The organism is Pseudoalteromonas sp. NS-SX12, from assembly GCF_057367955.1.
This window is the reverse complement of the sequence record NZ_CM170635.1, coordinates 602,085-621,045: the sequence shown is the minus strand read 5'-3', so window position 1 is coordinate 621,045 and position 18,961 is coordinate 602,085. Positions and strand designations below refer to the sequence as shown.

The window sequence follows — 18,961 nt, the reverse complement described above, 5'->3', positions numbered from 1 at the left end:
TTTATTGTATTTAAAAGTGATATTCGAAGTTTGCGCCTATGGTTCTTGGCGTAATCGTAAGCGGCGATTCGGGTGCAAACTCAGAGCTTATCAAGGTGATATCATCTGCATCAAATAAATTATCTACATATAAAGCAATGCGGCCATTATCAAACTTGTAAGCTAGTTTCACATTAGCGCGCCAATAGGCATCTACTTTTAATGCTTCAATATTATTTCGGTCTGAATAGTAACTGCTAGAGTAATTGGCATTAGCCGAAAACTGGAAGCTATTTAAGAAACGATACACAAGGTTAAGGTTAGCGGAAGCGCTGGGGGCTCTTGGTAGTTCCTTTTCAACTTTTGTATTAGTGTTGTTTTTTTTGTATTCAGATTCAAGTAAACCAACGCCACCAGATAACTCTAAATTATCAAGGGCAAGCCAACGAAGGTTTGCCTCTACACCATAAGTATTTGCGCTATCGAGGTTTTGCACCGATACATAACCGTCGGAATGAGTTTGTAGGATCTGCATACCATCATAATCGTTATAAAATAGATTTGAGGTTAGCTCGAGCGTGTTTTGGAAAAATCGCTGTCTGCTATACAGTTCGTAATTCCAGACGTACTCGGTGTCAAAGCTGTAAGGTTTCATTGGGGCACGAGCAGTAAACGTATTAAAGCTTAACCCTGCACCACCTGAGTTAAACCCTTTGCCTGATTTAAAACCGAATGCCTGATTTTCTTTTGGTGCAAAATTAATATCTATTTTTGGCAAAAATACATCGGTGGTTTCATCATAATCAAGTGCGAATAGGGGAACCACTCGGGTTACGGTTTCACTTTCATAGCGACCGCCAAGTGTCGCTGTAAATTGCGCATTAACTTTATATACCACTTCGGCAAAAGCTGAACGAGTTGTCGTTTCTCCCGTCATATCACTTTTACCGCGGTTGTGGGTATACACGTCATCATGTGCTGAATCAAAGTAGCGCAGCCCCGTAATTGCAGACAATGACGCATTGCTAGGGTTGTAACGTATTATCGGTTCTATAAATATTTCTTCACCATCAGTGATAAAATCAGCGCGGCGGCCTTTTGGGTCTGTAATTCGCTCATAACCAAAATCAGTGTAGTTAACACTGTTTTCAAAGATCACAGCATCGGAAATTTGATAAACGATTTGCCAATCAGCACTGGTCGAATCGGTTTCATAAACAGGACGTTCTTTTGGGAAAAAGCTGCCAACTTCGTTTTCAGATTGTGGCGCACGTGTATCCATATAATTAAACGTTAAAGTAGAGGTGAGTTCTTCGAGAGCGCTCGGTTCATAGCGTAATTTAGTACGAATATTTGTTGTGCTTATTTCGCGAGAATCTCCAGCAGGCTGGTAACTGACGATATCGAGATGACTGTTTTTAGTTTGGCGATCAGCACTAAAACGTAATGCTAATTCATCATCAACAAGTGGTGCGTTTACCATTACCGCGGTTTGTCGGTAATCGTGGTTCGCAATTCCCACTTTGATAGCGCTGTCAAAATAATACACAGGATCATTCGATTTCATCACAATTGAACCCGCAGATGCGCTGCGCCCTTGAATATAACTCTGCGGCCCTAAATAGACTTCAATTTGTTGCATATCCCATAAGGAACGTGGGCCAAACGCGATTTCTGAATAAGTGAGAGAGCGACCATCTATGGACATGTTTAAACGAGGAGCTGTGCCTGCAAAACTCGCCAATCCACCCACTGACGGGCCAGAACCATCGATTCCGCGAACTGTTGGCAGATTGTTATCCATGCCGGAGCTGACTAGGTTTGGAATGATTTCAAGTAAGTCATCGATTTCACTTACATTGGTGAGTGAATTTAATGCATTTGCATCAAATGCGTGTACGCTGGAACCCGTCTCAAAGATGGTTTGCTCTTTCTTTTCACCGAAGATAGTAATGGTTTCAATTTCGTTTGAATCGGCGCTTTGCTGTGCCTCTGCATGGAAAATAGAAGCGAGAAAAATGGCTGTGAAAACGGTATTTAGCCGAAAAGGTAAAGCCTTCATGTAAATCCTTATAATGAGAAAATTTAAAACGTTACTGTAGAAACTTCTAATCAAATAAAAGTGGTAATAATTATCATTTAATGTTTTTATTAATGTCAATTAGAACACGTTCAATCTACATTTTTAGGGCTTATTTATTGATATTAAATAAAAATTAACGATGTTCTCTTTTTTATCCAAAGGAAAAAGCGGCAGCTGTGTGTTGGCTAATGCTTTAAAAATAATATGTTATAATGTATCGTTTTGTTTTTTTAAACGGACCTTAAAACCATGAAGTTAAATAATTGCGTGTGTGCCTTACCTCTTTCTCTATTGACCCTCTCCCTTTATGCCAATACTGAAAAGTCACTCGAACATATTGAAGTATTGGGCACACGTGCTCCAATGTATGATGCCCGCGATGTGAACGCCGCGGCCTTGGGCATTAAAGATCCTTTGCAGCTGCCAATTTCCATTCAGTCGTTTTCAGAACAACTTATCGATAATCAACTTGCGCGTACGTTAAGTGAGGTATTAAGTAATGATGCGTCGGTACAAAACACCTCGATAGGTACTGTGTTTGATTTTGTTAGTTTGCGTGGCTTTCAACTGGATTGGAATAATGGCCTGCGACGTGATGGTTTATCGCTAGCGCCATACCAAGATGTAGCACTTGAAAATGTTCAACGTATTGATGTGCTAAAAGGGCCTTCGGGTGTGATTGCAGGGTTTAACAATCCTGGAGGCACGGTTAATTACGTCACCAAACGACCTACCTCTGAGCAATTTATTGAGCTTGGTGCAGAGCTTAATAGTAGTGATGGTCGTTATTTATCGCTTGATATGGGCGGCCCGCTATCAGCACAAAGTGATGTGGGGTATCGTGTGAACGCAGCGATTGAAGATAATGGTGATTTTACCGGCGGTGATGACACCGAACGCTACTTTTTAAGCAGTGCATTTGATTGGCAGTTAAATGATCAGGTGCTTGTCAGACTAGACTTTGACTATCACGATAAGTCGATTGTCTCGCAACCCCTAATTGGCTTAGTGTATGGTGAAAATGGGCAAACCTTTTTACCACCTTATGTCGACACCCAAGAGGTCCTGCTAGGCCAACCGTGGGCGTTGTACGAGACAGAAACTTATAATATTGGCGCACGTGTTGATTATTGGTTAAACGATAATTGGCAATGGGTTAATCAGGTGGCGCTAAGCAACAATGATCGTTTTACCATTTTCCCAGATATTTATGCCACATCACCTAACGGGGAAGTACTGAGTGCTGCCATTTTAGTCACGCCTGATGAGTCGTTTAAAGCACGCTCTGGCCACAGTTTTTTAAGTGGCGAAGTAGAAACCGGCTTTATAAATCATGAGCTGGTGGTTGGCGTAAGTTACCGTGATTTAGAATCTATTTCGGGTCGTTGGTTCGAACTTGATAACCCAGTTGCAAGCCTATTTGAGCCTGTTTATACAGCGCGCCCTGAGTTTCCAGAGATCCCAGATGCGAATCTAGAAAAATCGCGCGAACGTGCGGTATTTATTACAGATATTGTGCACTTTAGCGATCATGTGTATGCAACCTTAGGAGTGAGGCATTTAACCTATCAGCGTGATAAAACAGCTCCTGGCGAGCAACGAGTACGCACTCACGATGATAGTTATACAACACCAACGCTGGGTATTAATTACAACCCAAATGATGCGCTGGCATTTTACGGTATGTATACCGAAGGCGCAGGCGAAGGCGGCATTGCGGTGATTGGCAGTGGCGCTGAAAACGAAGGCCAGTACCTCGGTGCGCAAGAAAGTGAGCAAATGGAAGTAGGTGTAAAGTATCGCTTCAACAAGGCCACATTTAGCGCTGCGATTTATCAAATTGAAAAGTCATTGGAGTATCATAATCGCGCTACCAATTACTTTGTGCAAGATGGTGTGCAACGTCACCGCGGTATTGAGCTAAACGCCAATGGTGAAATTATCGAGAACCTATCGTTAGTATTCTCAACCAGCTTTATGGATGCAGAAATTAGAGAGCTAGCGGGGCAAGCAGAGATCAATGGTAATCAGCCACATAATGTGCCAAAAACGCAAGGCAACCTATTTGTTGATTATAACTTTGCTTCGCTAAAAGGCTTGTCTGGGTTAAGCGCCAATATTGGTGTTTTTTACGTGGGTGAGCGCCAACAAAACTTACAAAACAGCTTATCACTGCCAAGCTATACGCGCGTTGATACGGGCGTGCGTTATGACTTTAGCTACCTTAATTTAATGCTACGCTTTAAAGTTGAAAACCTATTTGATAAAGAATATTGGGTATCGGCTGGGGCAAAGGGCATGGATTGGGGCGTAGCGCCGGGTAACGGACGCCTTGTGTCGTTATCTGCTAATTATACGTTTTAAGCTTTTTAAGGTGCTGGCGTTGCTAGCACCTTTTTTATAGGGTTTTGCCTCAGTATATTTGGTGTGTAGGTCATGCTTTTAAAGCGCACAACATTCGGTGGTTTAGCAAAGATTAGATATAACTTGTAATGTGTTACTGCATTATTGGTTGTTTGCGAATAGTATAGTGGCCAAAACAAGTTGGATAGGTATCGCAAATGGATATGCCACTTTCCGTATTTTTAGAATCCAAAGGCATTAGTGCAGCAAAAGCGGCTTTACTTGCTAAAGAATTAAAGCCCGTAATCTTTAAATCAAACACGCCGTTATTATCCCAAGGTGAGCACTGGCAAGATTTTTATATTATCTCACAAGGACTTGTGCGCCTGTACTACCTCGACTCAGAGGGTAAAGAATCAAATAAAGGTTTTTTTAGCGAAGGTGACATATTGGCACCAATTGCGCCGTCGGCAATATCAGGCCCATCGAATTTTTATGTTGAAACTTTGACCGAGGTGCATGGCTGCCATATGGCTTACGCAAAAGTGGTTGAGCTCTTAGCAGATTGCAGTATTAGTCAGTGCTTATTTCATTGCTTAACAGCGCAATTGCTCGAAGACAAAATAGAGCGCGAATTAATGTTTTTGCAGCAAGACGCGAAAAAACGCTACGCTTATTTTTCAAAAAAATACCCAACACTTTGTCAACAAATACCGCTTAAACACATCGCTTCGTATCTTGGTATGACAGACGTTACCTTATCGCGTGTAAAAAACAAACATTAATGCCTTATCAAATGTTAAGGCAAACGCAGTTTATTCAAATCACACTATTGCTACATTTACTTTGTAGGAATAGTTATGAAAAATTTACTCAACTGCCAAATAGTCATCTGCTGCTTGTTTTTTAGTTGCCATGTATTGGCAAAGGAACAGGTAAACACAAGCGCGTTAGTGTTGATTGAATACCAAAATGAATGGGTATCGCCAAAAGGCACACTAAGAAACTTATTGGTTAAAGATAAAAAGGCATTTGCACAGGCTATTAGCCAATCTCAGCAATTATTAGCAAAAGCACGTCAGCATCAAATGCATATTGTACACGTCACATTAAAGCCCGATGCTAATTATCAAATTTTTGGCAAGGCGCAATTCGGGTTACGTGCCGCCATTAAAAAAGCCAAAACATGGCAAGGTGATATGGCAAATATCCACCCTGATTTTCAGCCAAAAGTAGGTGAGTTTGTTATTTCAGAACGCTCGGGGGCATCAGCGTTTGCTGGTAGTAGTTTAGATAGTTACCTAAGAAATAATAACATTACAACACTGTACCTTGCTGGCTTTGCTACGCATGTGTGTGTTGAATCTACCCTCAGAGAAGCGCACGACAAAGGTTATACAACGTATGTTGTAACCGACGCAACAGGGGCATTTACTCAGCAACAGCAAACTTATTTCAAAGACGAGATTTTGCATCACTTTGGGAAAGGGATTTTAGTAGAGACATTCAACGCACTTTAGCACTAAATAGTACCTCATCTTTTTTGTTCTATCTAAAATAACGGGTTATAACTGATTGTTTTAATATGCTTTTAATCACGTTTAATTTTAAATGTTTGCAGTTTCTTTGATTTATTAAACGTCTTTCTAAGATGAAAATTTTGGCCGTTAATTAAGCGTAAATCGGGCTGTTTTTTCGCTCTCTTTTACCACCATTAATTTTTATCTTCACGATAATAATTTTTTGATTTTCTTCTTTGAAAAATTTAACTATTTTTCACTTGCGAGCGCATCAATAGTTGATGCGGGCAAGGTTTAATTTACTAACATGTTGAGATTAAAAATATGGCAGCTGAAATTAGATTAGGTGGTCGAAAATTTTATGACGATGAACACTTTCCTGGTGGCATCGATAGGGCTGGCTTTTTCACTATTCCTGAGGCAAATTTTTTAATTAATTATGGCTATACGTTAAACGGCTTGTATTGTGGCGAATTGGCACCGAGTAACGAGGCGGAGCAAAACTTTGTTGATAACATCAATGTGGATGCTGAGTCTGGATTATACGAGGTACGCTTATGGCGCAAGTACTTAAAAGCGCTATATAAAGTGAGCCACAGAGCGAGTGCAAATAGTTCTCGCAATGAAGTAACACGGTCGTATGAGAGTTTCGATGAAGCATGAGCAAAATCAAGGTAGTTATCTTGAGAAGAATAAAGCACACAAGAAAGCAAAAAAGGAAAAACCGAAAGCTAAATTAAGTCACAAATCTAAACGCAAAAAATTTGACGATGATGACTGGAGTGACGAGTAGTACTCACGTCTTTATCTACACAAAAACCATAGGGCTTGTTTATTCTTGTTGATAGTTCAACTAGGAAAAACCAGCCCTAATGGTATGTAAAAGCCCAGTTATTTACTCTAGCGAGTCTTTAGCTTTGTGTTATGTAACTAACCTAATTAAATCAAGAGTGACAGACGCAAAGGTGTCAAATTCGGTCGTTCGAGAAAAAATCAACATCTCCCCCATTAATTGCAAAAATAACTTTCTACAGCTAACGAATGTTACCTCTCAAAATTTGTGGTAATTATCCCCACACAATAGACTTTGTGAATCAGTTAATCTGACTTTTTGGTAGATGAACCTTGGCAGTTTTTCTTATCTGAAAAATACTGATATATGTTGTATGAAATTAGAGAAAAACAGGCAATTGCAATAATTAAAAATGGGATAAAAATTAATAATAAATGCGATTGATAACCCGCAATAGCTATTACAGTACAAATAGTGCCAATTGCAAACTCAATAGAAAGAGTTTCGATATCTAAAGAATATGAAGAGCTCGTTGTTTTGGCTGAATACATATTTACTTTTAATCCCAATCTATTGTCCTTTTAAAAATGGGGAGCTGCTTTGCATTTTGTATGCTCATAATAGTTTTATCAACAACCGTTATTGGCTCATTACTGTCGGATACATAATTAAATTCAGAGGGTTACTTCCGCAGCGGACAGTCGTAACGCCGCGCTAAGCGGAAAAGTACAGTTTGGCTAAAATAGTGAGCGAAGTGAACAAAGCCAACTGTAATTTTTCCGTTTAAGCGCCTTGTTATAAACCATTTAGATGCTCAATGACATTATTTACAAAGCACTTAAGTGGTTCAGGTGCCCCATGTTCATCAATATATTCTAATGCTGGGACAATCCATTTATTCTTTTTCACGTCACCAAGATCAATCCAGCCCTCAAGCTCTCCGACAGGAACGACAAAAACCCCTATTTTAGATAGAACTGAAATTAGTTTATCAATATTTATTCGCATATCTTCAGTTAAAATATTAGTACCTGAAGATTTAATATTTGACCATTTACTGGCGTCTTTTCTAATTCGATTGATAGCCCCTCTTGCACCTGAAAAAGTATGCTCCCCACTGTGAAGCTGACTTAAAAACAGTTCAATTGAATCTGCAATTGATTTTAATGCTTCACTATCACTGGTACGTTCAACCTCAATCATTAGAGCTTCTAATAGTTTTTCTTGTTCTTGGTTTAATACAGATTGCATTAAAGAGGTTAAAATCCTATTTAATTCGTTTTTGCTATTAAGAATATCAATATCAACAATACCGCAACAAGGTATATTTGCTTTGGTAAGTAAATCCAAAACTACATGAACAGTCTGTTTATTGTGCGCATGAATAAATAATACTTCTTGTGTGGACAATTCATTGGTAGCAACAGTGCTGTACAAAATCCTGTCTGAGTCCGCCTCACATACAGCTACCCCTTTATGAAATAAAGAATCGAGAACTCTTTGACTTGATAAAATAGGAGATTTAGATAGAAGCTCCGTTGACTCAGGTGGGATTTGACTAAATGTTGTTAAGTTAGATTTTCGATTAAGCCTATAAATGTCAATGGGCTGATTAGCAGCTAAAATACCTGCAATAAAATTGGAGTTATGCGTAGATATAATTACTTGCCCTGGTACTCGCTCAATATGTTTGGCCATCCAATAACCAAGTTTTCTAGATTGAGCTGGATGGAGGAAAGCTTCAGGTTCATCGAGTAAAACTATACGGTCATGCGATAATAGTAAACTTAAAACCACGCCAACAAAACTTCTAAAGCCATCTCCTTGTTCGTCTAACAATGAATGTTCACTAAAAAATTCAGCTGCTTTTTTAGGATCTTGCGGTACATTTTCAAACTTATCTGCAACCCTAAAAGTCAATTCAGTTAGTCCACTATAATCCAGCTTTATATCTTTCTCAAAAACAGCATAAAAAGCTGCTCTTAATTGCTCTTCTATTTCTTCATTCGCTCCATAAAGTGCTTGTAATAAATTCTGAGGTGCCACCTTATGTAAATTTGCCGAGGGTGCTGTTTTGGCAACGTTTAGCCTTGACTCAGCGTCAAGATAAGAAATTCTAAATTTTGCTATATTTCCGAAAAGAGCATTTATGCCTTTATTTTGATATTCCCTTTCAATATGTTGTCTCATGAATCCAACACTCTCCGAGGTATTAAGCTTTGAAGTAATTCCTGACAATTGCTCCATACCTACATTGTGTTGATCCTGTTTGACATCTAATCCTCTTAAGAAATAGTCAAAATCAGGTTTTTCATCGAACTCCAAAGAGTCGAGTAATACGGCCTCCATTCCATCACTTTTTGTAAACTTGTGATGTATGTCTTTAAGTGTTTGAGATTTACCTACATTGTTTGGTCCGATCAATATAGTAAATTTTCCTATATCAACTTTAGAGCCATTTTTAATATTGAGACTATTGATTATCATATGGATGCTTATGGTTTATAACATGTTTATAGCGAGCGAATCGCGCGTTTTTCTACCACAGCGTTGCTCGTTTTTCTGAATAACTCATTTGTAACAAACTTCTTAACTATTTGCCAATACTAACAAAATGCAGTGGTTATAGCTTTTATCTCAGGACAAAAACGAGCGATTGGGTCGTGTTCCTGACTATGCAAGCAATATACTTTGACGAAGTAGAAAAGTAATTTTGAAAGACCGCAGAACGCTCATTTCTGACCTATAAGACTGCCACTAAGATTCTTTTGCGTTTATATCAAACCCGAATCAATTTTGAATGATAAACCGAATGTCTTAAATGAAGTTGTATTATTAATTATTAAATTTCGCTTATCGCTACTTTTTGACTTAGATATCAATAAACTCACGAGATAGCTATAAATGACTACAGCTATCTCAGTAGTTACTTAGCTATGTTTGGTAATCTATTGGGATTGCTTGGGTGACAACCTGATTGCGTGCATCAACAATCACCGCGTGATTACGTGCTACTTTAATCCAATCGCTTTTATCACTTGTAAGCGGTTCACTCGTTAAAGGCTCTGAGCTAATGATTACCGTATTTTGCGCTGAATTTCCGTTTAAACTAAAGTCTTTGCCTGCTGCAATTGCCAATTTACCTTGACCATAAAACAATGAAGCAGGTTGGCTCTCGCGGTCAGTTGCAAAACGCGTGGCGACCATCGATGTGCCATCACTCACTGCTAAGTTAATAAATGCATTGGTGTTTGCATCTGCTTCGCGTCTTATTTGAATAATTTTCTCAATGACACGATATAGCGCCTGAGTTAGATCATCTGTCGACAAATTATCAGCAAATTTAATGGTGTCGAGAAAGAGGGCAAAAATGCACTCAGAATCGGTGTTTCCCTTCACTAAATCAAACGCTCGATTTGATAATTGATTAAGTAAATTGCGCCTAAATTTTGCGAATTGGTCGAGGCGGCCATTATGCATAAAGGTGTATTTTTGATAATTGAATGGGTGGCAATTTGCTTGCGAGACAGGCATACCAACAGATGCGTCACGAACATGGGCAAAAAAGCACTGGCTGCGCACTTTGCTCGCAATTTGTTGCAAGTTTTGATTGCTCCACGCAGGCTCAATGCTGACAAATCGCGCAGGAAAAGGATCGTTGTGAGTTGGGTACCAACTTAAGCCAAATCCATCGCCATTGAGCGGCTTTTTACGCTTTTTCGCATCTTTACTTTGTTCAATAAGCGAATTCGTTGGCGAAATAACAATATCGTTTAAAGTGACTTCTTCACCTTTATACGCAATAAAACGACACATAAATTTATCCAAAAAAATTTTTTACACTATAGGCGATTTTTAAAAATTTCATACAAAAATATGCACGGTTTACCGCTGATTTTCTGTTATTTACAGTAAACGTGAAGGGAAAAGGCTAAAAGATTGTTTTTACGGTGTTTAAGGGCGCTAAAATATGGTGTTTAAAACTCAGTTTATACAAATTTTTTTCACTTGTATTTACTAAAGTGGCTGGTTAGTTTGTGTCTAACTTATTCTTTTTATAGTGTGTTTTATGCGACTTATTTCTTCCTTTGCAATTTGTTTCACGTTATCGAGTTTCGCTTCAGTTGCTGGCGATTTTTACCCCAATAACGCACAGCATGCGGTTAGTTTGAGCTTTGACGATGCGCGCCGCTCTCAAGCTGATATTGGGCTACCAATTTTAGATAAACATAACGTAAAGGGCACGTTTTACTTGATGCCAGTGCAAATGAAAGGCAAAGAAGCTAAGTGGCAAGCCGCCGCTAAAGCGGGGCATGAAATTGCGAATCACAGTGCTAGCCATTTATGTACGGGCAATTTTCGCTGGTTACGGGAAAAGAACAAAGGGCTAGAACAAGTCGATTTGCCATTTATCGAAATAGATATTGAAACAGCGCAACAGCAAATTGAGCAAATTACAGGTGTGGCGCCTGTGGGTTATGCCTATCCGTGTGGTCATAAATTTGTGGGCCGCGGTGAATCGGTAAAAAGCTATGTGCCGCTGATTGCTAAGTCATTTGAATACGGCAGAACGTGGAATGATGAAACGGCAAATGACCCGCATTATTATGACACAGCACAAATCCGCGCGTTTGATATCGATAATAAATCGTTTGAAGAAATAAAGGCGATTATCGAGCGGGCTAAATTTGATGACGCATGGATAGTACTTGCCGGTCACGAAGTTGGTGATAGAGCGCTTTACACTATCGATAGCAAGGCATTAGATCAGTTAATCGTATATTTAAAAGATCCTAAAAACGGCTTTTGGTTAGCACCCGTTGCTGAGGTAAATCAGTATATTCAGCAAAAACGTACTCGGTAATTGTTACTTTAAACCTAATAGCGCTTGAGTCCTCTTTTCAAGCGCATAACGTAACCTTGGTGAATCGATAGTAAATACGTTTTTTTCTTGTTAAAGTTCTAAAAAATTAGCAAAAATAGGTGTTTAGGTAATTACTTTAAGCTCTTTTGCTAATGACCTGTAGTTTTTAGTGAGACAAGGATAAATATGGATATTGAAGTTTTCCGACCTAAACAGTTCCAAGATATGGCGCGAGATTACAAACTATTTGCCGATGGTAAACAAGTTGCTGTGATTAAACGAGGTAAAACTCAAACCGTGTCGCTGCCTGCGAATACCCAAGTTATTCAAGCAAAAATCGATTGGTGTAGCAGTGCTGAGGTGAAAGTGAGTGAATTAAGTGGCACAAAAATCACTGTTAAAAACACATTTGCTAACAATATTATTGAAGCAATGTTTTTCGCTTGGTATTACATTTCATTCGGTAAAAACAGGTATTTAACCATCGAAAGCAGCAATTAATTCGTTGAGTAAAAAATCATTTTTCAAGTAACAATTGTTTTGCTGCTGTGAGCATTGCCATAACAAAGTGCAATAAGGCAGCAGATGCGCGGTAGTAAGGTGATTTATGAAATTTGAAACCCTTAATAGCAGTCATAGTAAGCAGTTACTCGACTTTGAACTAGACAATAAAGCGTGGTTTGAATCATTTATCGCACCAAGAAACGCCGATTTTTATTCCAATGTTGGCGTTTTAAAACATATTGCTTTGCTTGAGGCAACAATGCGTTCGAAAAGCGGTTATTCTGCGGTGTTGATACAAAACGATGCAATTGTGGCGCGTGCAAATTTAAAAGATATAACAGGTGACACAGCATACATCGGTTATCGCGTAGCAAAAAACATGACCTCGCGAGGTATCGCCAGTTTATGTGTAGCGCAGCTAATTAAGGTTGCTGCGCAGCAATTTAGTTTAACAACACTGCGTGCACAGGTACTCAATAATAACCCCGCGTCAGAGCGCGTATTGCACAAGTTTGCTTTTCAAGCTGCTAGTACGCAACCCGATTTTTTACGCTTGAACGGACAAAGTTTGGCGTGCACTGAGTTTAGTTTGCGCCTGAGCGAATTAAATCAGCAGGCGTTAAAGGCAGCATCTTCCTTAGTTAACAGCAAGGTTGGTTGTTAAATGCCGTTTACAACACGGCTTTTTCGTTGGCAACGTGGGCGTCAAAATAGTGGCTACGATAAAATGCTGTTATGTGGGGCCGTGTGGCCAATTAAATTTGATGTTTACCTACTGAAATTCCCAACCGGCAGTGAAATACCAGCGCATACCGATAACGTTGCGTCGGGCAAACATTATCGATTGAATGTTGTGCTTAAAAAAGCACAACAAGGTGGTGAGTTTATATGTGCATCACCGATTTACGACAGTGAGCGTATTAAATTTTTCCGCCCCGATGCATGTGAACATCGAGTTTCTAAAGTAATTAAAGGTAATCGTTACATATTAAGTATTGGTTGGATAAGAAATACGTAGTGCTCACGTGAGCCTAATAAAAAATATACTAAAACATGTTATTTAGGGAACTTACATGAAGATTGTTGCTGGGTTATGTGCACTTGCGATGAGTGTTACGACAATTGCGCAAGAGCTGGAACCAACAAAATCAGGATTATTTGATGTTGGTGGATTTAAGCTGTATTTGACCTGTTATGAAAACGATAAACCGACACTCATAATTGAACAAGGTTTTGGTCGTTCAGGCTCTGATGGTGTTTGGCTCGACAATGTAAAACGTTTACACAGCGATTTTAGTATTTGTTTGTACGACCGTGCAGGGTTAGGTAAAAGTGAAAAAGGCCCAGTACCGTTTACTGTTACTGATATGGCAACACGGCTTAACGCGCTGCTGCACAATGCCAATGTTAAACCACCATACTATTTTGCTGGTGGCTCCTACGCCTCTTACATTATCACAGCGTTTAATAACCAGTATGCAGACAAGGTGAAAGGCGCGGTATTTATCGACCCTCCGCCATTTGGTTACTTTTATACAATGGCAACACGCTGGCCGAAAAATTTTAAAACAGACGATGAAAACTTAGCGCGTTACTATCAATTTGAGCAAAGTGTGCGTGATCCAATGTATAAAAAAGTGCCGGAAAATGTTGACCATATCGCAAGCTATCAATCGCTGGTTAAGTCAGGCGGTTTTGCAAATAAACCGATTATCGTGTTACGCGCTAAGGCATCGGATGAACGCTACGATCCGCCTTTTGTACCAGATGAAATTGCGCTAAAAATGGATACGCTTTACGCAGGCGCTGAACACGACTTTTTGAGGCTTTCGAGTCAAAGCGCAATCGTGTATTCAAAGTCAAACAAGCATCACCTTCATATCGCCGATGCCGACCTTGTAGTCAAAAGTATTAAGCAGCTACTTGAGTAATTATTGTTTTATGCGGTTAAACACAAAAGGGATGATTGGTGCTTAAGAAAATAACGTTTGAAACAGCAACACAGAGTGATGCCAGTAGTCTGGCGACATTAGTGCTTGATGTATCACAACAATCGATTTTGCCGTATTTAGAATCCAACGGGCAAAACGCGTATGTTGCTAGCATTCAATCAGACATTAATACTGTGCTCAATCGCAGTGAGTATCAAAGCGTTAAAGCGTCTATTAACAATAAACTCATTGGTTTTGCTGCAATGCGAGAGGGCAACTACATAATACCAATTCACTTAAGTAGCTGATCATCCTAGCGGACTAAATATCATGCTAACTGCGTTAGAATTTATCAATGTAGAACAACTACATAAGAAAAATTCCGCCTTGTTATCATTTCATTTATCCAGCGCTATCCCTGATCTCATACTTAACAGAATTGGTATGACGCACTTGTTTGTCGATAATCAGTATCAGGCAACGGGCGTAGGTAAAGCATTACTTGCACGGCTAATGGCAACGTCACACGCTGGCGAGGTAAGTTTAAAAGCATCGTTAAATGCGGTTTCTTTTTATGAGTCTCAAGGTTTTGTGGCAACAGGCTCTCAAATGAGTGTAAATGGAATTCGTTTTGTGCCAATGGTTTGGCAAAATACGCATAGCAAATAACGCTTTTTAAAAACGACATTAGAAAGTGTAAATAAATGGAACTGAAATAACACAGGAAGGTGGTTTATGTTTGAAAAAGTGGCAGTTTATTCAGGGCTTATTGCAACGGTCTGGATTGTGTTCGGTGTGTTTATTGCTGGGCGATATTATGCGGGTTACAACCATGCTAAGCAGTTCTGCAGTGAGCTTGGTGCTGCGGGGTGTCCAACAGAAAAATTGTCACCCCGTATCAATAATTACCCATTGGGTTTACTTTTTTGCTTTTTTGGCTGGTATTTAATCCAGTTACCAAATGTATCTTTGCTAGTCACCGGTGCAGGCTGGTGTGTTATTGCACATGGCCTCGCGACTTGGGTTGCGGGTTATTTCCCGATGGATGCTGACCCTTTTACTGAAAATCCTTCTTTTAACTGCAAAATACACACAATTGCAGGCATAGTGATGTTGTTGTCGTTATTTGTGGCGCCAGTATTGGTGGCACTTAGCCCAACCAGTGATGTCATTTCACAGCATTTTAAGGTGTTTTCTTGGATTATGGTGGTCGCGGCTGTTGTATTTTTGCTGACTATGACGCGTGCAATTAATCAGCAAACAAACCCAGGCATTCATCAGCGATTATCTTATGGTGCACAATTAATTTGGTTAACTGGGTTGTCGTTGCAGCTTGGGTAGTGTGCGTTAACGTGTAAATTATCGCAACCCTTTAAAGTTACAGTGTATAAAGGCGCTTAATGCGCCTTTTTTAACCTTGATTTAGTGTCTTTCGATATTGCTCGAATGGGCGTATTGCATCACTGTTTTGCAAGTAGGTTATGGAAAAACTATCAAGTAATTGTGCATTGATGTTGTCGTAACTCGCGAGATAGTTAAACCCATAGGCGCTTGCTTGATGGCGGTCGGTTAAAATCACGATATGCGATATTTTCGCCACATGCATAGCCATATAACAAAGGGCGCATGGTTCACCCGAGGCAATTAATGTGCTGCCTTCAAGACTCAAGCGGCGACATTTTTTCGTTGCGGCTCGAATGGCTTGAATTTCCGCGTGAGCCGTGCAGTCGTGACATTGTGATTCTTGATTCACACCGGTACTTAATATTTCACCTTTGTCATCAAGAATCATGGCAGAGAAAGGTAAGCCAGCTTGTGCCACGTTTTTCTCTGCGAGCGAAATTATGGCACTTATGTGATTTTGATTAAACTGCGCTGGCATGCTGTATTTCCTGTCGTTGTGTGCTTAGAGTCTTTGCCAGCTTGGCTGCATCGTGATGCGCTTTAGCAACAGAATCTTGGTGTCTTTTATCGTTGAATTCTTGATACTCAGAGGCAATTTCAAACATCACTTGTACCCCTAAATATTTCGATAAGGTTTGAATATGTGGTGTGAGATGTGAGTGCGCTTCGTTTACCTCGCCTTTACCAAAACCAAACTCGCCACATGAGGTGATCAGCACTAAGGTTTTTCCACTGAGTAAAGGTCTTAGAGGTTGATCGCCACGGGCTAAATCAAAATCAAACGTTTTATTGATGCGAATGACTTGGTCGAACCACGCTTTTAACTGTGCTGGCATGCCGTAATTGTACATAGGTGTTGACATTAAAATGATATCGGCGCGCGTTAGTTCATCAATTAGGGTATCTGACAGTTGTAATTGTTGGTGTTGCGCTGCACTTCTTTTGTCACTTGGCGTAAACACGGCGCCAATCCAATCTTGGGAAATAAAATGAGGTGGATTTACACCTACATCACGGTAAATATATTCATCTATCTGATTGCTTTCTCGCCAGCTGTCTAAAAATGTTTTAGCAATGTTTTTAGACAGTGAGTTGTGTGCGGGATTATCATTATCTATCGCTCTAACGCTTGAATCTATGTGTAGTATTGTGGTCATGATGTTTCCTCTATTAAAAATGTGTGTTGAATAATGCGTTTCTAGGTGGCTTCGGACAAACGATTTGATATCATTTATAGATGAGTAAAACTTATTTATAGAAAGGGTGGGATTAGCTTTGCAAGTATCGTTACAAGCGTTAAAAGCATTTGATGCGGCGGCGCGTCATGGCAGTTTTAAACTAGCAGCAAGTGAGCTTGCATTAACGCCAACTGCAATTTCGCATCATGTAAGTAAGCTAGAAGCGCGTTTAAATACCCAATTATTTGTACGTAAAACGCGAAAAATAGAATTGACCGAATTAGGAAAACGCTTAGCACAAGCAACCAATTCGGGTTTTCAAACAATTGCACAGGCGTTAGATGAAATCACGCATATTGGTAAGTTGGTTAATGTAAACACGACATCGTCATTTGCTGCCTCGGTGTTGTTACCGTCGCTCGCAGAGTTCAACGCAAAGCACGGTGATATTGAGGTTGCGATTTCAACGGGAGAGAGCGTTGAGCATAATCAATATGCTGTGGCTATTCGTTTAGGCGATAAACGCGTTGTAAGTAGCCAAGATATTTTGCAGTGCGATGTATTTAATGTGTATCGCGCCAAGTCGGCAGGCGAGCAAAACAACTTAGCCTCGTTAAGTCATATTTATACCTGTAAATGGAAAAATCCCGATTTACCGCCTGTGCCATTAACTCAATGGTGTAACCAAAATGGCATAACGCAAGCGTTAGCCTTAACCCAGTACGATCAAGAGCTTTTTGCTTTGCAACAGGCCATAGATCATGGCGGGTACGTGTTTTGCTCACAAACATTAGCCAAAAGTTATGTGGCACGCGGAGAATTGTGTGAGCTAACTACTTTGCCTGTTACGTCTGACCTTTGTTATTACATTCCTAATAAAAGCGCGTTGGCAACGCTTCCCGCTCGTTTGTTTAGTGAGTGGTTAAGTAACCTGATCTCGGCATAACAAATTACTTTTACGCTGCCATTTTTGGTTATTAGCGCGCTAGTTAATTATTTAACGTACGTTTTTGTAGGGTAGCTTATTTGCGCTTAGTAACTTTTTAGCCAGTTAACGTACTGTTTGTGGTAACCTTTGTCGATATTAAGCTTGGCTCTGTTTCTCTTTGTGACTAGTTTCAGAGTCAATAGTCTCAATTGTAATGGTTAAAATAATGGATTATCAAACTCTGCCCAAATTGGTCAGACGCTTGCTAAAAATAACGGCAAGTGGCAATGCTACTTTGCCATCAAGGCGTCAAATGACCTCCAAATTGTTTGCATTGGTTGCGCTTGTGCCTGGTATTGCGAGTGTGGTGATGGCAATCGCATTGCATCAAACAGCCGGACTCGCTTTTATCATTTCCGCTATATTCTTTTGTGGCATTTCATTGCTGTTATTCGGTCGAAAGCGATTACTAGAGTTTGATAGCGCCACCCAACAAGTTTATTTATCAACATCACTTTGGCATTTTTTTCAAAAACGAAGTGCGATAACACCTTTTAGTGCGCTGACATGCGAATTAACCAGCCTTGGAACGAAGGGCCCGTATCAAATAACCGTGGCAGAGCAAAACTACGTATTCGACGACTATCAAGATGCCTACGCTTTGTTGGCGTTTTTGTCTTTGCACTATAAGTTGCCTGTAACAGAAAACATCTCAAATTGGCCTAGCAAAACACCGCTTAGCTTTGACAATATGCAGGCTGCTGATATTACGCCACTTGACCAAACTGAAACACTCAATGATAAAAGCGATCTGTATATTGAAATATGGGATCGTAAATCAATCATTAGGTTGTCACTGCCTTTTTTCTTTTTTACCGTGCTCGGCGCATTGGTTAAGTATGGAGTGCTTTAATGTACTTTAACAAACTATCTAATGATGAAGCGGTTTATCGCGTTACAGGTATTGCTAAGTTATTGTTACGATTGCTAAGTTTAGTGATTTTATTTGTTGGCATTGTAAGTGTTTTAGGTTCTGATTCTGCAAGGTCTTTACCAATTTGGGTATCAGGCTTTTTTTGTTGGCTGGGTTGGCTCGGCGTGTTTGGCGGCTATGTTTGCCGTATGAATTTAAGCTCACAAACAATTCAGCTTAAGGCGAGTAATTTATACACCGTTTTTAACCGTGTTTATCATCTCAAAGATATAAAGGGTTTTAGAGCAATGACTGCTCAAGCCGCAACTCAGAGGTACCGTGTTTATATGGTTTTAAACGATGGCACTCATGTTGCGGTGGCAAACCCCAAAGAACGAGGTGTAGCGGTAAACGTGTGTAAAAATATGGCAGAGTTTACTGGTAAGCCCTATGAAAATAATTTGCCAGAGTTATAAAGTTTATTGATGCTATGTGTTATACCTAAATAGGTTTAGGTTAAA

The 18,961-nt window shown here is 39.8% G+C and carries 22 protein-coding genes; 16 read left to right on the top strand and 6 right to left on the bottom strand.

The window, feature by feature from the left end:
- Positions 1-10: 10 nt before the first annotated feature.
- Positions 11-2,041, bottom strand: coding sequence for a TonB-dependent receptor (locus AC2IOM_RS16940; protein WP_486360542.1), 2,031 nt, complete (start codon positions 2,039-2,041; stop codon positions 11-13).
- Positions 2,042-2,311: 270 nt separating this feature from the next.
- Here AC2IOM_RS16940 and AC2IOM_RS16935 point away from each other — a divergent pair, with 270 nt between their 5' ends.
- The 5 genes from AC2IOM_RS16935 (at position 2,312) to AC2IOM_RS16915 (ending at position 6,718) form a co-directional block, all read left to right on the top strand.
- A complete protein-coding gene (locus AC2IOM_RS16935) occupies positions 2,312-4,426 on the top strand; it encodes a TonB-dependent siderophore receptor (protein WP_486360541.1) in 2,115 nt (704 codons plus the stop codon).
- A gap of 197 nt (positions 4,427-4,623) precedes the next feature.
- A complete protein-coding gene (locus AC2IOM_RS16930; RefSeq protein WP_486360540.1) occupies positions 4,624-5,190 on the top strand; it encodes a Crp/Fnr family transcriptional regulator in 567 nt (188 codons plus the stop codon).
- A gap of 75 nt (positions 5,191-5,265) precedes the next feature.
- Positions 5,266-5,925: a cysteine hydrolase family protein gene (locus tag AC2IOM_RS16925; protein WP_486360539.1), complete on the top strand. Its 660-nt coding sequence runs from the start codon at positions 5,266-5,268 to the stop codon at positions 5,923-5,925.
- 324 nt (positions 5,926-6,249) lie between these two features.
- Positions 6,250-6,588, top strand: a complete 339-nt coding sequence (gene maoP / locus AC2IOM_RS16920) for a DUF413 domain-containing protein (RefSeq protein ID WP_010558808.1) — start codon at positions 6,250-6,252, stop codon at positions 6,586-6,588.
- The gene (locus tag AC2IOM_RS16915) at positions 6,578-6,718 is read left to right on the top strand and encodes a hypothetical protein (RefSeq protein ID WP_157813594.1); all 141 of its coding nucleotides are present in this window, start codon (positions 6,578-6,580) and stop codon (positions 6,716-6,718) included. Before maoP ends, AC2IOM_RS16915 begins: the two co-directional genes overlap by 11 nt.
- Before the next feature lie 305 nt (positions 6,719-7,023).
- Here AC2IOM_RS16915 and AC2IOM_RS16910 read toward each other — a convergent pair whose 3' ends face one another.
- From AC2IOM_RS16910 to AC2IOM_RS16900, 3 genes are all read right to left on the bottom strand, one after another.
- Complete coding sequence (locus tag AC2IOM_RS16910) at positions 7,024-7,287, bottom strand: hypothetical protein (RefSeq protein WP_486360538.1); 264 nt, start codon at positions 7,285-7,287, stop codon at positions 7,024-7,026.
- 226 nt (positions 7,288-7,513) lie between these two features.
- A complete protein-coding gene (locus AC2IOM_RS16905; protein ID WP_486360537.1) occupies positions 7,514-9,205 on the bottom strand; it encodes an ATP-dependent nuclease in 1,692 nt (563 codons plus the stop codon).
- A 447-nt stretch (positions 9,206-9,652) separates the two neighbouring features.
- A complete protein-coding gene (locus tag AC2IOM_RS16900; protein ID WP_486360536.1) occupies positions 9,653-10,534 on the bottom strand; it encodes a class II glutamine amidotransferase in 882 nt (293 codons plus the stop codon).
- A gap of 253 nt (positions 10,535-10,787) precedes the next feature.
- Here AC2IOM_RS16900 and AC2IOM_RS16895 point away from each other — a divergent pair, with 253 nt between their 5' ends.
- The 8 genes from AC2IOM_RS16895 (at position 10,788) to AC2IOM_RS16860 (ending at position 15,358) form a co-directional block, all read left to right on the top strand.
- Positions 10,788-11,582, top strand: a complete 795-nt coding sequence (locus AC2IOM_RS16895) for a polysaccharide deacetylase family protein (RefSeq protein WP_486360535.1) — start codon at positions 10,788-10,790, stop codon at positions 11,580-11,582.
- Between the two features lie 186 nt (positions 11,583-11,768).
- Entirely contained in the window at positions 11,769-12,083 is a 315-nt protein-coding gene (locus tag AC2IOM_RS16890; RefSeq protein WP_138631414.1) for a hypothetical protein, read from the top strand.
- A gap of 106 nt (positions 12,084-12,189) precedes the next feature.
- Entirely contained in the window at positions 12,190-12,750 is a 561-nt protein-coding gene (locus AC2IOM_RS16885; protein ID WP_486360534.1) for a GNAT family N-acetyltransferase, read from the top strand.
- Positions 12,751-13,104 (top strand): 2OG-Fe(II) oxygenase, encoded by a 354-nt coding sequence (locus AC2IOM_RS16880; RefSeq protein ID WP_138631418.1) that lies wholly within the window; start codon positions 12,751-12,753, stop codon positions 13,102-13,104. It begins immediately after the preceding gene.
- Positions 13,105-13,159: 55 nt separating this feature from the next.
- Entirely contained in the window at positions 13,160-14,017 is an 858-nt protein-coding gene (locus AC2IOM_RS16875; RefSeq protein ID WP_486360533.1) for an alpha/beta fold hydrolase, read from the top strand.
- Between the two features lie 38 nt (positions 14,018-14,055).
- Positions 14,056-14,325 (top strand): hypothetical protein, encoded by a 270-nt coding sequence (locus AC2IOM_RS16870; RefSeq protein WP_486360532.1) that lies wholly within the window; start codon positions 14,056-14,058, stop codon positions 14,323-14,325.
- 22 nt (positions 14,326-14,347) lie between these two features.
- Complete coding sequence (locus tag AC2IOM_RS16865; RefSeq protein ID WP_486360531.1) at positions 14,348-14,686, top strand: GNAT family N-acetyltransferase; 339 nt, start codon at positions 14,348-14,350, stop codon at positions 14,684-14,686.
- Positions 14,687-14,752: 66 nt separating this feature from the next.
- Complete coding sequence (locus AC2IOM_RS16860; protein ID WP_486360530.1) at positions 14,753-15,358, top strand: DUF998 domain-containing protein; 606 nt, start codon at positions 14,753-14,755, stop codon at positions 15,356-15,358.
- A 70-nt stretch (positions 15,359-15,428) separates the two neighbouring features.
- Here AC2IOM_RS16860 and AC2IOM_RS16855 read toward each other — a convergent pair whose 3' ends face one another.
- Positions 15,429-15,899: a nucleoside deaminase gene (locus AC2IOM_RS16855; RefSeq protein WP_486360529.1), complete on the bottom strand. Its 471-nt coding sequence runs from the start codon at positions 15,897-15,899 to the stop codon at positions 15,429-15,431.
- A complete protein-coding gene (locus AC2IOM_RS16850) occupies positions 15,883-16,578 on the bottom strand; it encodes an FMN-dependent NADH-azoreductase (RefSeq protein ID WP_486360528.1) in 696 nt (231 codons plus the stop codon). Before AC2IOM_RS16850 ends, AC2IOM_RS16855 begins: the two co-directional genes overlap by 17 nt.
- 118 nt (positions 16,579-16,696) lie before the next feature.
- On the opposite strand from AC2IOM_RS16850, the gene AC2IOM_RS16845 reads away from it, so the two are divergent.
- The 3 genes from AC2IOM_RS16845 (at position 16,697) to AC2IOM_RS16835 (ending at position 18,916) form a co-directional block, all read left to right on the top strand.
- Complete coding sequence (locus tag AC2IOM_RS16845) at positions 16,697-17,545, top strand: LysR family transcriptional regulator (protein ID WP_486360527.1); 849 nt, start codon at positions 16,697-16,699, stop codon at positions 17,543-17,545.
- A 295-nt stretch (positions 17,546-17,840) separates the two neighbouring features.
- On the top strand, positions 17,841-18,440 hold the full coding sequence (locus tag AC2IOM_RS16840; protein ID WP_486360526.1) for a hypothetical protein: 600 nt from the start codon (positions 17,841-17,843) through the stop codon (positions 18,438-18,440).
- Entirely contained in the window at positions 18,440-18,916 is a 477-nt protein-coding gene (locus tag AC2IOM_RS16835) for a hypothetical protein (protein ID WP_105172657.1), read from the top strand. The genes AC2IOM_RS16840 and AC2IOM_RS16835 overlap by 1 nt, the downstream gene beginning before the upstream one ends.
- Positions 18,917-18,961: the final 45 nt, after the last annotated feature.

Coding starts and splice junctions, on each gene's coding strand:
- AC2IOM_RS16940 (WP_486360542.1), bottom strand. CDS start 2,041: ATGAAGGCTTTACCTTTTCGGCTAAATACCGTTTTCACAGCCATTTTT.
- AC2IOM_RS16935 (WP_486360541.1), top strand. CDS start 2,312: ATGAAGTTAAATAATTGCGTGTGTGCCTTACCTCTTTCTCTATTGACC.
- AC2IOM_RS16930 (WP_486360540.1), top strand. CDS start 4,624: ATGGATATGCCACTTTCCGTATTTTTAGAATCCAAAGGCATTAGTGCA.
- AC2IOM_RS16925 (WP_486360539.1), top strand. CDS start 5,266: ATGAAAAATTTACTCAACTGCCAAATAGTCATCTGCTGCTTGTTTTTT.
- maoP (WP_010558808.1), top strand. CDS start 6,250: ATGGCAGCTGAAATTAGATTAGGTGGTCGAAAATTTTATGACGATGAA.
- AC2IOM_RS16915 (WP_157813594.1), top strand. CDS start 6,578: ATGAAGCATGAGCAAAATCAAGGTAGTTATCTTGAGAAGAATAAAGCA.
- AC2IOM_RS16905 (WP_486360537.1), bottom strand. CDS start 9,205: ATGATAATCAATAGTCTCAATATTAAAAATGGCTCTAAAGTTGATATA.
- AC2IOM_RS16900 (WP_486360536.1), bottom strand. CDS start 10,534: ATGTGTCGTTTTATTGCGTATAAAGGTGAAGAAGTCACTTTAAACGAT.
- AC2IOM_RS16895 (WP_486360535.1), top strand. CDS start 10,788: ATGCGACTTATTTCTTCCTTTGCAATTTGTTTCACGTTATCGAGTTTC.
- AC2IOM_RS16890 (WP_138631414.1), top strand. CDS start 11,769: ATGGATATTGAAGTTTTCCGACCTAAACAGTTCCAAGATATGGCGCGA.
- AC2IOM_RS16885 (WP_486360534.1), top strand. CDS start 12,190: ATGAAATTTGAAACCCTTAATAGCAGTCATAGTAAGCAGTTACTCGAC.
- AC2IOM_RS16880 (WP_138631418.1), top strand. CDS start 12,751: ATGCCGTTTACAACACGGCTTTTTCGTTGGCAACGTGGGCGTCAAAAT.
- AC2IOM_RS16875 (WP_486360533.1), top strand. CDS start 13,160: ATGAAGATTGTTGCTGGGTTATGTGCACTTGCGATGAGTGTTACGACA.
- AC2IOM_RS16865 (WP_486360531.1), top strand. CDS start 14,348: ATGCTAACTGCGTTAGAATTTATCAATGTAGAACAACTACATAAGAAA.
- AC2IOM_RS16860 (WP_486360530.1), top strand. CDS start 14,753: ATGTTTGAAAAAGTGGCAGTTTATTCAGGGCTTATTGCAACGGTCTGG.
- AC2IOM_RS16855 (WP_486360529.1), bottom strand. CDS start 15,899: ATGCCAGCGCAGTTTAATCAAAATCACATAAGTGCCATAATTTCGCTC.
- AC2IOM_RS16850 (WP_486360528.1), bottom strand. CDS start 16,578: ATGACCACAATACTACACATAGATTCAAGCGTTAGAGCGATAGATAAT.
- AC2IOM_RS16840 (WP_486360526.1), top strand. CDS start 17,841: ATGACCTCCAAATTGTTTGCATTGGTTGCGCTTGTGCCTGGTATTGCG.
- AC2IOM_RS16835 (WP_105172657.1), top strand. CDS start 18,440: ATGTACTTTAACAAACTATCTAATGATGAAGCGGTTTATCGCGTTACA.